This window comes from Paracoccus sp. 22332 (assembly GCF_052045125.1).
Lineage (GTDB): Bacteria > Pseudomonadota > Alphaproteobacteria > Rhodobacterales > Rhodobacteraceae > Paracoccus > Paracoccus haematequi_A.
In genome coordinates this window covers 41,220-53,911 of sequence record NZ_JBQEOI010000015.1, presented here as the reverse complement: position 1 = coordinate 53,911, position 12,692 = coordinate 41,220, and the positions used below count along the sequence as shown (strand labels likewise).

Genomic DNA, 12,692 nt, shown 5'->3' with positions numbered 1-12,692 from the left:
AAAATAGCCTATTCCGCAGGCGGAGCCGTTTCCTCGACGATCACAAGGTCGCGTTCGGACGCGCCCTTGGCATGAGTCAGCGCCGCCTGATATTCGCTGCTGTTATAGCAGGCAACGGCGGCATCAAAGCTGGGAAAGCGGGCAACCACGTTGCGGGGGCGGTCGTTGCCCTCCATTTGCTGGTAACGCCCGCCGCGCGCCAGGAAAACCCCGCCATGCGCGGCGATCGCCGGACCTGCGGCCTGCGCGTATTTGGCGTACGCCTCGGCATCGGTGACGCTCACATGGGCAATCCACAACGCGGTCATGCCGTTTCCTCCAGCAGTTTTTCAACCTGGGCGATGGCGTCATCAGCGGCCGCAAGACTGGGCGCGCCGCCCTGGGCTCGGTCGGGGCGCCCGCCGCCGCCCTTGCCGCCAAGCGCGGCCGTCGCGGTCTGCACCAGCGTCACGGCGCTGATCCGGTCCACCAGATCGGGCGTAACGCCCGCGGCGACGGTGGCCTTGCCCTCGGCCTCGGCCAGGACCAGCACCGCGCCGCTGCCAAGCTGCGACTTCATCTCATCGACAAGCGCGCCCAGTTCCTTGCCGCCCACGCCCTCGACCCGGCGGCCGATGAACTTGACGCCGCCGATGTCCTTGGCCGCCTGCGCCTGACCGCCGCCCATGGCAAGCTGCCGCTTCAACTGCGCGACCTCGTTGGCAAGCGCCTTGCGTTCGTCCGCCAGCGCCTTGACGCGGTTGACGACATCGCCCGCCTGCGCCTTCAGGATGCCCGCGATCTCGGACAGCTGGCTGTCGGAATGGCGCAGATGCGCCAGGGCGGCCTGGCCCGTCAGCGCCTCGATCCGCCGCACCCCGGCGCTGCTGGCGCTGTCGCCCAGCAGGGCAAAGGCGCCGATATCGCCGGTGCGCGCGACATGGGTACCGCCGCACAGCTCCAGCGAATAGGTCGCACCGTCAGCGCCCTTGCCGCTGCCCGACAGGTTGCCCATCGACACGACCCGCACCTCGTCCCCGTATTTCTCGCCGAACAGCGCCTGCGCGCCCAGGGCTCGCGCGTCGTCGGGCGTCATGATCCGCGTCTCGACCGGGCTGTTCTGGCGGATGAAATCGTTCACCTCGGCCTCGATCCGGGCCAGTTCCTCGGCCGACACGGCGCTGTTGTGGCTGAAATCGAAGCGCAGCCGGTCCGGCGCGTTCAGGCTGCCGCGCTGTGCGACATGCTCGCCCAGCGCGCGGCGCAGCGCCTCGTGCAGCAGGTGGGTGGCCGAGTGGTTGGCCCGGATCGCGCTGCGGCGCCCGTGATCGACCGAGAGCGTCGCGCCCTGCCCCCGGCTGATCGTGCCCAGAGTCACCTCGGCCACATGCAGGAAGACACCCGCAACCTTCTTGGTGTCGGTGACGCGGGCCGCGCCGGTTTCGGTCTTGATCAGGCCCGTATCGCCGACCTGGCCGCCGGATTCGGCGTAGAAGGGCGACTGGTTGACCACCAGATGCACGGTCTGCCCTTCGGTCGCCTCGCCCACATCGGCGCCATCCGCGACGACGGCGAGGATCTGGCCCTCGGCCTCCTCGGTGTCATAGCCCAGGAATTCGGTCGCGCCGTGCTTTTCGGCCAGTTCGTACCAGATGGCGGCGTCCTTGGATTCGCCCGACCCCGCCCAGGCTGCGCGCGCCTTGGCTTTCTGTTCCGCCATGGCGGCGTCGAAACCGGCGGTATCGACCGACCGGCCCCTTTCGCGCAAGGCGTCCTGCGTCAAATCCAGCGGGAAGCCATAAGTGTCATACAGCTTGAACGCCGCCTCACCGGGCAGGTTCGCGCCCTCGGGCAGACGCGACAGTTCGTCATCCAGAAGCCGCAGCCCGCGATCCAGCGTCTGGCGGAAGCGGGTTTCCTCGCTGCGCAGGGTTTCCTCGATCATTGCCTGGGCGCGGGTCAGTTCAGGATAGGCCGCGCCCATCTGCCTGACCAGGGCGGGCACCAGCCGGTGCATCACCGGATCCTGCGCGCCCAGCATATGCGCGTGCCGCATCGCCCGGCGCATGATCCGCCGCAGCACATAACCGCGCCCTTCATTGCTGGGCATCACCCCGTCGGCGATCAGGAAGCTGGTGGACCGCAGGTGGTCGGCGATGACGCGGTGGTGGACCTTGCCCGGCCCGTCGGGGTCGTTGCTGGTCGCGTGGGCGCTGGCCTCGATCAGCGACCGCATCAGGTCGGTGTCATAGTTGTCGTGCTTGCCTTGCAGCAGCGCGCCGATCCGCTCCAGCCCCATGCCGGTGTCGATCGACTGCATGTCCAGCGCGCGCATCGAGCCGTCCTCGAACTGCTCGTTCTGCATGAAGACCAGGTTCCAGATCTCGATGAAGCGGTCGCCGTCTTCGTCCGCCGATCCCGGAGGGCCGCCCCAGATGTGGTCGCCGTGGTCGAAGAAAATCTCGGTGCAGGGGCCGCAGGGGCCGGTCGGACCCATCTGCCAGAAGTTGTCGCTGGTCGGGATGCGGATGATCCGGTCGTCGGTCAAGCCAGCGACTTTCTTCCAGATATTCGCGGCTTCGTCGTCGGTGTGATAGACCGTGACCAGCAGCTTGTCCTTGGGGATGCCGAAATCCTTGGTCAGCAGTTCCCAGGCGAACGGGATCGCCTGGTCCTTGAAATAGTCGCCAAAGCTGAAATTGCCCAGCATTTCAAAGAAGGTATGGTGCCGGGCGGTATAGCCCACATTGTCCAGGTCGTTGTGCTTGCCGCCCGCGCGCACGCATTTCTGCGCCGTGGTGGCGCGGTTGTAGTCGCGCGTCTCGAGCCCCGTGAACAGGTTCTTGAACTGCACCATGCCCGAATTGGTGAACATCAGCGTCGGATCGTTGCGCGGCACCAGAGGCGAGGACTCGACGACGCGGTGGCCGTTACGCTCGAAAAAGCTCAGGAACGTCGAGCGGATGTCGTTCAATGTGGGCATGGTGGGCTTTCGCAATCTAGGGGCGGGGCCCGACGGGCCGGGCTGGCGAATGGTCTATAACCGGCAGCCCGTCCTGTCCAGCAATCGCCGCAGAACCAGGTCTGCCCCGCAGGGTTGCCTGCATAAAAAAACGCGCGGACAAACCTGCCCGCGCGTCCCCGGTCTTGCAACCTGCCTGCCGATCACTCCTCGGTCAGGCTGTCGTCCTCGGATTCGCCGCCTTCGGCGCCGAATTCAAGGCCGTGGCTGGCGCGGATCTTGTCCTCGATCGCCATGGCCTTTTCGGGATTGTCGCGCAGGAACTGCTTGGCGTTCTCGCGGCCTTGGCCGATGCGTTCGTCGCCATAGGAATACCAGGCGCCCGACTTTTCGACCACGCCCGCCTTGACGCCCAGGTCGATCAGTTCGCCCACCTTGCTGATGCCTTCGCCATACATGATGTCGAATTCCACCTGCCTGAACGGAGGGGCCACCTTGTTCTTGACCACCTTCACGCGAGTGGTGTTGCCGATCACCTCGTCGCGGTCCTTGACGGCGCCGGTGCGGCGGATGTCCAGGCGCACCGAGGCATAGAATTTCAGCGCATTGCCGCCCGTCGTCGTCTCGGGATTGCCGAACATCACGCCGATCTTCATGCGGATCTGGTTGATGAAGATCACCATGCAGTTCGACCGCCCGATGCTGGCGGTCAGCTTGCGCATCGCCTGGCTCATCAGGCGGGCCTGGCTGCCCATCTGCATGTCGCCCATGTCGCCTTCGATCTCGGACTTGGGGGTCAGCGCCGCGACCGAATCGACCACGACCAGGCTGACCGCGCCGGACCGGACCAGCGTATCCACGATCTCAAGCGCCTGTTCGCCGGTATCGGGCTGGCTGATCAGCAGTTCGTCCAGATTCACGCCCAGCTTCTTGGCGTATTGCGGATCCAGCGCATGTTCCGCATCCACGAAGGCGCAGACGCCGCCCTTCTTCTGTTCCTCGGCCACCACATGCAGCGTCAGCGTGGTCTTGCCCGAGCTTTCCGGCCCGAAAATCTCGATGATGCGGCCCTTGGGCAGGCCGCCGATGCCAAGCGCGATGTCCAGCCCCAGCGATCCCGTCGAGGTCGCCTCGATCTCGGCCACGGGGCTGTCCTTGCCCAGCTTCATGATCGAACCCTTGCCGAACTGGCGTTCGATCTGGGCAAGGGCGCTGTCGAGCGCCTTCTGCTTGTCCGCGCTGCGCTTGTCGTTCATGTCGAAGATGCTCGCCTGTGCCATACGTCCTCACCGTTATTTCACAGCCTGGCCGACGGGGCAATCTGCCGACCACGATGGTTTATGTTCACTTCTTGTTCCTGTGGATAGATGCGCGCTGCCGGCGGCTTTTTCAAGCGTTATCCGGCCGGGAATTACATTTCCTCAACCAGTCTGGATCCGAGTGATTAACAAACCGTTCACGCATCCAGCCTGCGGGGCGGATCCTGCATCTGGCGGGCGACCGCCTGGATCAGTTCGTTCAGAGTAAAGGGTTTCGCCAGGAAGGCCGCGTTCGGGATCGGGTTGTGGCCTTCGCCGAAGATGTCCTCGGTATAGCCGGACATGAAGACGACCCTCGTTTCGGGCCGGTCGCGCAGGGCGGCGCGGACCCAGCTTGGCCCGTCCATACCGGGCATCACTACATCGGTGACGAAGATGTCGACCGTCAGCCCGCCGTCCAGCAGGGCCAGCGCCTCCTCGGCGCTGGCGGCCTCGTGAACCTCGTAGCCCTTCAGGCGCAGAGCGCGCGCGGCGAAAGCTCGGACGGGGGCCTCGTCCTCGACCAGAAGGACGCTGGCGCGCTGCAAGATCTGGGTCATCTCGGTCGCGGCGGCCACCGGGCGGACGGCCTGCCGGACGCCCGCCTGGGCGGGGAAGTAGAGCGAAAAGCAGGTGCCCTTGCCCACCTCGCTGTCGCAGAAGATATAGCCGCCGGTCTGCTTGACGATGCCATAGGCGGTGGACAGGCCCAGCCCGGTCCCCTCGCCCACGCGCTTGGTGGTGAAGAACGGCTCGAAGATCTTGTCGACAAGCCCCGCCTCGATGCCGCAGCCTTCGTCGGTGACGCGGATGCGCAGGTAATCGCCCTTGGGCAGGGACACCTTGTCGCGGGCGAGGTCGTCGATCGACAGGACATCGGTCCTGATCTCGATATTGCCGCCCGCAGGCATGGCGTCGCGGGCATTCACGACAAGGTTCATGATGACCTGCTCCAATTGTCTCTTGTCGGCGCGGATGGCGCGCAGGGTGGGGTCGTGGCTGATCGTCAGGGTGATCTTCTCGCCCACCAGCCGGTTCAGCAGATGGGTCAGCTCCGCCAGAACGTCGCGCGTGTCCAGCGTTTCCAGCTGCAATTGCTGGCGGCGCGAAAAGGCCAGAAGCTGCCCCACCAGTGAAGCCGCACGGTTGGCGTTCTGGCCGATCTGGTCCAGGTCGGCATAATCGGGATCGCCCTTGTCGTGGCGCAGCATCAACAGGTCGCAATGGCCGCGGATCGCGGTCAGCAGGTTGTTGAAGTCATGCGCGACGCCCCCCGCCAGTTGGCCGATGGCCTGCATCTTCTGGCTTTGCACGAACTGCGCCTCGAGCGTCTTGAGCGCGCTTGCGTCGTTCAGGACCGCGATCAGGCCCGGCTGTTCGACCGGATCCATGGCCAGCGTCACCTGGAAATGCTGTTCCTTGGCCGCGTCGTCGCGCGCACGCAGGCGCAACACCTCGGATCGGCCGTCGCTGCGGCGCGCGGCATGGGTTTCGGCGATCCATTCCCCCGCCGGGCGGCCGGGACCGTCCAGCAGGCTGCCGATATGGACGGGATCGGCGCCCTGCGGCAAGCTGGCGCCCAGCAGGCGCCGCGCCGCCGCGTTCGCCCGGCGGATATAGCCGTTGGGCGCGATGCGCAGCAGGGCCACGGGGATCGCCTCGAAATCGTCGGGGGTCTCGGCCTCGTCGGCGGCGAGGGGGTCGGGGGGCGGGGTGCCCTGCCGGTGATAGGACCAGACCTGCAAGGGCGCATCCTCGGCCCGGCTGAGCGTCAGCGTATCGCCCGAGCCAAGCGCCAGGTCCGCGCAGCCGACATAGCCCGCACGGCGCACCAGCCCGCTCAGATCGTCCAGGGCGTCCGCCCGCAACTGCGAGACCAGCCGCAGGATGTTCTGCCCGGCGATGTCGCCGAAGCCGGTCCGCGACGCCTCGTTCTGCAAGACCACCAGGCCGTCGGAATCGCAGATCCAGATCGGATCGGCGGCCGCCACGACCTCGTGCCGGATCGAGGCCAGGGCACGCCGCGCCGCCAGCCGGTCCAGCACATAGCCCAGCGAGATCACGCCCCCCAGGATGTACCAGGCCACCGCGATGGTGCCGATCACAAGCGCCGCCAGCCCATAGCCGCTTTGCGGCAGCGCCAGCGCCGCCACGGCGGCGACCACCACCGGCAGCATCAGCAGCGGAAGCGCCACGGCCGCATTGCGAGAGACGGCGGATTGCGTTTCCCCGGATGTCATCCGTCTAGCCCCCTTCCAAGCCTTCAGGATCGTCGATACCGCCAAACCGCTTAACAAGCCGTTAATAGCAGCCCGCCGCTTCATCCGCGCGCCATCAGGGACAGGAAAAAGCCGTCGCTGGCCTCAAGCGGCGTCCAGGATTGCCGCGAAACCTGTCGAAAGCCCGGATTTTCAGCCAAAATCTGGTCGACCTGCGCGCCGTTTTCGCCGTCCAGGACCGAACAGGTCATATAGGCCAGATGCCCGCCCGGCCTGACAAGATCCGCCGCCCGGCGCAGGATCTGCGCCTGCACCGCCGCTAGGTCGCGCAAGCCCTGCGAGGTCAGGCGCCATTTCGAATCGGGCGTGCGCCGCCAGGTTCCCGAACCCGAACAGGGCACGTCGGCGATGACCAGATCGAAGACGCCCTTCGGTGCGGCGGTGACCTGGACGCTGACACCCGCGCGTTCCGCCCGTTGCGGCAAGTCCCGCATCCGGGCGGGATCGGCGTCATGGGCCACCAGGGTCAGCCCCGGCGCGCGGCCCGCGACGGCCAAAGTCTTGCCGCCGCCGCCGGCGCAGTAATCCAGCACCCGCATTCCGGCGGCCAGGGGCAAGGCGGCGCAGGCCAGTTGCGGGGAGAGATCCTGAAGCTCGACCAGACCGTCGCGATAGGCGCGGCCTTGCGACAGACGCCGTTCATGCGCCGTCACCCGCAGGGCGGTGGGAAGGCGCGCATCGGATTCCACGGCGATCCCGTCCTGGGCCAGCGCGTCGACGGCCGTGGCGGCATCCGCCTTGATGGGGTTGACCCGCAGCCAGACCGGCGCGCGCTGGCGCATCCGGTCGGCGACGGCACTGGCCCGATCCCGCAGGGACGCGTCCCACAGGGGGCGGATCCAGTCGGGGATATCGGCGATGCCGTCCGCCGTGCCGGGCCGGTCGTCCGGTCCCAGGGGCGCGGGCGCATGGCCCTGGCCGGTGAAAAGCTCTGCCGGGTCGCGGCCCGCCGCGCGCAGACCGCCGATCATCAGCCCCCTGCCCGACAGCGCCCCGCCAAGCGCCGCGTGGCTGTCGCGGCAGCGCAGGGCGTCGAAGACCAGATCCCGCACCGCCGCCCGGTCCCCGGATCCCGCGAACCGGCTGGACCGCGACCACCGCAGCAGCGCCTGTTCGGCGGGCAGGCCCGCAAGGACATGATCCAGAATCCCGATCGCGGCAGAGATGCGGGCGGCAGGCGTCATAGGTCGCGTTGCAGCAGGTCGCGGGTGAACAGCTTGTCGGCCACGTCGGCCAGGTCGTCGTGGCGGCGGTTGGCGATGATCAGGTCGGACCGGGCCTTGAACGCCGCCAGATCCCGTTCCACCGGCGAATGGAAGAAGTGATCCGCCGCCAGGGCCGGTTCGTAGACGACGCAGGCGATGCCCTTGGCCTTGATCCGCTTCATGATCCCCTGCACGGCGCTGTCGCGGAAATTGTCCGACCCTTCCTTCATCACCAGGCGATAGATCCCGACCGTCCGGGGATTGCGGGCGACGATCTGCTCGGCGATGAAGTCCTTGCGGGTGCGGTTGGATTCCACGATGGCCGCGATCAGGTTCTGCGGCACCGACGAATAGTTCGCCAGCAACTGCTTGGTGTCCTTGGGCAGACAATAGCCGCCATAGCCGAAGGACGGGTTGTTGTAGTAATCGCCCACCCGCGGATCCAGACCGACGCCCTCGATGATCGCGCGCGGGTCCAGCCCGTTGGTCAGGGCATAGCTGTCCAGCTCGTTGAAATAGGCCACGCGCATTGCCAGGAAGGTGTTGGCGAACAGCTTGATCGCCTCGGCCTCGGTCGATTCGGTGAACAGGACGGGCACGTCCCGGTCCAGCGCGCCTTCCGCCAGAAGCGCCGCGAAGCGCCGCCCGGCCTCGCCCTTGTCGCCGACCACGATGCGGCTGGGATGCAGGTTGTCGTGCAGCGCCAGCCCCTCGCGCAGGAACTCGGGCGAGAAGATGATGCCCTCGAAGCCGGTTGCGGCCCGCATCCGGCTGGTGAAGCCGACCGGAACCGTGGACTTGACGATGATCGGCGTGGCGGGGGCGTGCTGGCGGGCCAGGGCGATCACCGCCTCGACCGAGCTGGTGTCGAAGCTGTTCGTCCGGGGGTCATAGTTGGTGGGCGTCGCCACGATCACGAAATCCGCGCCGCCCAGGGCCTGCCGGGCATCGGAGGTGGCCGTCAGGTCCAGATCGCGCTCTGCGAAGAAGCGGCTGATCTCGGCATCCTCGATGGGGGAGTTCCGGGCGTTGACGGCGTCCACGCGGGCCTTGTCGATGTCCAGGGCCACCACGGTGGAATGCTGCGCCAGCAGAACCGCATTCGACAAGCCGACATAGCCAAGGCCGACAACCGCTATCTTCATCGTATCCCTCATCCGCAACGGGCCGTCGCCCGGTTTCATCTGGATGTGTCAGGGAAAGATGGTGCGGTCGAGAAGACTCGAACTTCCACTCCGGTTAAGGAACAGCGACCTCAACGCTGCGCGTCTACCAATTCCGCCACGACCGCATCCGGGCAGTGCGGCGGGTGATAGCCGAGGCAAGGGGGATTGAAAAGGGGGATTCTGCCGCCCCGGCTTGACGCCGGGCGCGCGCCGGGCCAGATCGGGGCCATGGTGGAATGGATCACGGCGCAGGGGCTGACGGGTTACGACGAGGCCGTGTCCTTCATGGAGGCGCGGGTCGCGGCGATCCATGCGGGCCAGGCGGACGAACTGGTCTGGCTAGTCGAACATCCGCCGCTCTACACCGCCGGAACCAGCGCGCGCGACGGCGACCTGCTGGAGGCGCGCTTTCCCGTCCATGTCGCGGGGCGGGGCGGGCAATACACCTATCACGGGCCGGGGCAGCGGATCGTCTATATGATGCTGGACCTGAATCGGCGCGGCCGCGACGTCCGCGCCTTCGTGGCCCGGCTGGAGGCGTGGGTAATCGCCGCCCTGGCGGAGTTCGGCGTGACCGGGGTGATCCGCGACGGGCGGGTCGGCGTCTGGGTGCCGCGCCCGGACAAGGCGCCCCTGCCAGACGGGACGATGCGCGACGACAAGATCGCGGCCATCGGCGTCAAGCTGCGCCGCTGGGTCAGCTTTCACGGCATCGCCATCAATGTCGAACCGGACCTGAGCCATTATTCCGGGATCGTGCCCTGCGGGATCAGCGGGCATGGCGTGACCAGCCTGGTCGACCTGGGCCTGCCGGTCGGCATGGGCGACCTTGATCTGGCGCTGCGCCACGGCTTCGATACGATCTTCGGCCAAGGCGGCAGGGCGGGGTGCGACCTTCTGACGGGTGGCGAATCCGCTTCGGCCCCTTAAGGTGTTCTGTTGGGACTTCCAAGATCTTTGGAATAGCGAGGAAAAGAATGAGATTTGCCATCATCGGCGCCCTGCTGGGCGCCGCCCTAGCGACACCCGCGCTTGCACAGGACGGGGATGCCGCCGCCGGAGAAAAGGAATTCCGCAAGTGCAAGGCCTGCCACATGATCCAGTCGCCCTCGGGCGAGGACATCGTGAAGGGCGGCAAGACGGGACCGAACCTCTTTGGCGTGGTCGGACGGCCCGCAGGATCCGAGGAAGGCTTCAAGTATTCCGAGGCGCTGATTGCCCTGAAGGATGCGGGCGAGGTCTGGACGCCCGAGGATCTGGCCGCCTACATGACCGATCCCAACAAGTTCGTGCAGGAAAAGACCGGCGATTCGTCGGCCCGCACCAAGATGACCTTCAAGCTGAACAAGAACCAGGCCGACATCGCGGCCTTCCTGGCCACCGCCGGACAATAGCGCGGGCGGACGCGCCGCCGAGCAGGCCGGTCCTCGGGGCCGGCCTGTTTGATTCAAGTCATGTTTCCCCTGCCCTTCTTGTGGCAGCGTCGGCGCCGCAACCAGGCCCGCGCGCCATCGGCGCGCCGCCGCCGCGAGAGGAGGAGCATCATGTTCAAGCATATCCTGATCCCGACCGACGGGTCCGAACTGGCCGGTCAGGCCGTCGACAAGGGCGTGGCCCTGGCCGCCAGCCTGGGCGCGGCGGTGATGATCGTCACCGTGACCGAACCGTTCCACATCCTCAGCACCGACGCGATGCAGGTCGAAAGCAGCCGATCCAGCTATGACGCCGATGCGGCCGCCTATGCAGACCGGGTTCTGAAGGCCGCCCGCGCCAAGGCCGAGGCGGCGGGCGTCCGGGTCCAGACGCATCACAAGTGGCACGACGACCCCTGGCAGGCGATTATCGACACTGCGCTGGAAGAGGGCTGCGACCTGATCGCCATGGCGTCCCACGGGCGGCGCGGCGTGGCGGCGGTCGTGATGGGCAGCCAGGCCACCCGGATCCTGACGCATTCCAAGATCCCGGTGCTGGTCTATCGCTGACCCGCCCGCAGCATCTGCCACCAAAAGCTGTCGCCCCGGCGACCTTAGGGCATTGCCGGGTCGGCACGGCTGGTCTAGAACGACCCCAGGGAATTGCCGGTCTGCCGGACCGGATCACTATATCTGAGGGAGTTCGGGTATGGCAGACGCAGCCGTTCATGGCCACGACGACCATCACGACCAACGCGGGTTCTTCACCCGCTGGTTCATGTCCACCAATCACAAGGACATCGGTATCCTTTACCTGTTCACCGCAGGGATCGTCGGGCTGATCGCAGTCTCGTTCACGGTCTACATGCGGATGGAACTGCAGCATCCGGGCGTCCAGTACATGTGCCTGGAGGGTGCGCGCTTCATCGCCGACGCCTCGGCCGAATGCACCCCGAACGGCCATCTGTGGAACGTGATGATCACCTATCACGGCGTCCTGATGATGTTCTTCGTGGTGATTCCGGCGCTGTTCGGCGGTTTCGGCAACTATTTCATGCCGCTGCATATCGGCGCCCCGGACATGAGCTTTCCGCGCCTGAACAACCTGTCCTACTGGATGTATGTGGCGGGCGTGGCGCTTGGCGTGGCCTCGCTGCTGGCGCCGGGCGGGTCGGACCAGATGGGCTCGGGCGTCGGCTGGGTGCTGTATCCGCCGCTGTCCACGACCGAGGCGGGCTATTCGATGGACCTGGCGATCTTCGCCGTCCACGTCTCGGGCGCGTCCTCGATCCTGGGGTCGATCAACATCATCACCACCTTCCTGAACATGCGCGCCCCCGGCATGACGCTGTTCAAGGTGCCGCTGTTCGCCTGGTCGGTCTTCATCACCGCCTGGCTGATCCTGCTGGCCCTGCCGGTGCTGGCCGGCGCCATCACCATGCTGCTGATGGACCGCAACTTCGGCACCAACTTCTTCAACCCGGCCGGCGGCGGCGACCCGATCCTGTACCAGCATATCCTGTGGTTCTTCGGCCACCCGGAAGTATACATCATCATCCTGCCCGGCTTCGGCATCATCAGCCACGTCATCGCCACCTTCGCCAAGAAGCCGATCTTCGGCTATCTGCCGATGGTGCTGGCGATGGCCGCGATCGGGGTGCTGGGCTTCGTCGTCTGGGCGCACCACATGTACACCGTCGGCATGTCGCTGACCCAGCAGTCCTATTTCATGCTGGCCACCATGACCATCGCCGTGCCCACGGGCATCAAGGTGTTCTCGTGGATCGCGACGATGTGGGGCGGGTCCATCGAGTTCAAGACGCCGATGCTGTGGGCCTTCGGGTTCCTGTTCCTGTTCACCGTGGGCGGCGTCACCGGCGTGGTGCTGTCGCAGGCGCCGCTGGACCGCGTGTATCACGACACCTACTACGTCGTTGCGCATTTCCACTATGTGATGTCGCTGGGCGCGGTCTTCGCGCTGTTCGCGGGCGTCTATTACTGGATCGGCAAGATGTCGGGGCGCCAATATCCCGAATGGGCGGGCAAGCTGCATTTCTGGATGATGTTCATCGGCGCGAACCTGACCTTCTTCCCCCAGCACTTCCTGGGCCGCCAGGGGATGCCCCGCCGCTATATCGATTATCCGGTGGAATTCGCCTACTGGAACTATATCAGCTCGCTGGGCGCCTATCTTTCCTTCGCCTCGTTCCTGTTCTTCATCGGTATCGTGTTCTATACGCTCCGCGCGGGCGAACGCGTCACCCAGAACAACTACTGGAACGAACATGCCGACACACTGGAATGGACCCTGTCCTCGCCCCCGCCCGAACACACGTTCGAGCAGCTTCCCAAGCGCGAGGACTGGGACCACAGCCACGCGCATTGATGCCC

General features: G+C 66.2%; 10 protein-coding genes and 1 tRNA gene. 4 read left to right on the top strand and 7 right to left on the bottom strand.

The annotated features are described in order from the left end of the window. Nucleotides 1-8: 8 nt before the first annotated feature. The 7 genes from ACTJI6_RS14840 to ACTJI6_RS14810 all read right to left on the bottom strand — a co-directional run bounded on the left by ACTJI6_RS14840 (nucleotide 9) and on the right by ACTJI6_RS14810 (nucleotide 9,014). Nucleotides 9-308: a DUF1330 domain-containing protein gene (locus ACTJI6_RS14840; protein ID WP_440801771.1), complete on the bottom strand. Its 300-nt coding sequence runs from the start codon at nucleotides 306-308 to the stop codon at nucleotides 9-11. Further along, a complete protein-coding gene (alaS, locus tag ACTJI6_RS14835) occupies nucleotides 305-2,962 on the bottom strand; it encodes an alanine--tRNA ligase (RefSeq protein WP_440801769.1) in 2,658 nt (885 codons plus the stop codon). Before alaS ends, ACTJI6_RS14840 begins: the two co-directional genes overlap by 4 nt. Before the next feature lie 182 nt (nucleotides 2,963-3,144). After that, nucleotides 3,145-4,221, bottom strand: coding sequence for a recombinase RecA (gene recA / locus ACTJI6_RS14830; RefSeq protein ID WP_126155369.1), 1,077 nt, complete (start codon nucleotides 4,219-4,221; stop codon nucleotides 3,145-3,147). Nucleotides 4,222-4,397: 176 nt separating this feature from the next. Next, a complete protein-coding gene (locus ACTJI6_RS14825; protein WP_440801767.1) occupies nucleotides 4,398-6,479 on the bottom strand; it encodes an ATP-binding response regulator in 2,082 nt (693 codons plus the stop codon). Nucleotides 6,480-6,559: 80 nt separating this feature from the next. Then, complete coding sequence (locus tag ACTJI6_RS14820) at nucleotides 6,560-7,702, bottom strand: RsmB/NOP family class I SAM-dependent RNA methyltransferase (RefSeq protein ID WP_440801766.1); 1,143 nt, start codon at nucleotides 7,700-7,702, stop codon at nucleotides 6,560-6,562. Beyond that, complete coding sequence (locus tag ACTJI6_RS14815; RefSeq protein WP_440801763.1) at nucleotides 7,699-8,868, bottom strand: nucleotide sugar dehydrogenase; 1,170 nt, start codon at nucleotides 8,866-8,868, stop codon at nucleotides 7,699-7,701. Before ACTJI6_RS14815 ends, ACTJI6_RS14820 begins: the two co-directional genes overlap by 4 nt. 59 nt (nucleotides 8,869-8,927) lie before the next feature. Then, nucleotides 8,928-9,014, bottom strand: a tRNA-Leu gene (locus ACTJI6_RS14810). Nucleotides 9,015-9,117: 103 nt separating this feature from the next. Between ACTJI6_RS14810 and lipB the strand changes: the two genes are divergently transcribed. The 4 genes from lipB (at nucleotide 9,118) to ctaD (ending at nucleotide 12,687) form a co-directional block, all read left to right on the top strand. After that, a complete protein-coding gene (gene lipB / locus ACTJI6_RS14805) occupies nucleotides 9,118-9,819 on the top strand; it encodes a lipoyl(octanoyl) transferase LipB (protein ID WP_440801807.1) in 702 nt (233 codons plus the stop codon). A 47-nt stretch (nucleotides 9,820-9,866) separates the two neighbouring features. After that, complete coding sequence (locus ACTJI6_RS14800) at nucleotides 9,867-10,283, top strand: c-type cytochrome (RefSeq protein ID WP_126152766.1); 417 nt, start codon at nucleotides 9,867-9,869, stop codon at nucleotides 10,281-10,283. Nucleotides 10,284-10,433: 150 nt separating this feature from the next. Then, complete coding sequence (locus tag ACTJI6_RS14795) at nucleotides 10,434-10,871, top strand: universal stress protein (RefSeq protein ID WP_440801760.1); 438 nt, start codon at nucleotides 10,434-10,436, stop codon at nucleotides 10,869-10,871. Between the two features lie 139 nt (nucleotides 10,872-11,010). After that, on the top strand, nucleotides 11,011-12,687 hold the full coding sequence (ctaD, locus tag ACTJI6_RS14790; protein WP_126152768.1) for a cytochrome c oxidase subunit I: 1,677 nt from the start codon (nucleotides 11,011-11,013) through the stop codon (nucleotides 12,685-12,687). Nucleotides 12,688-12,692: the final 5 nt, after the last annotated feature.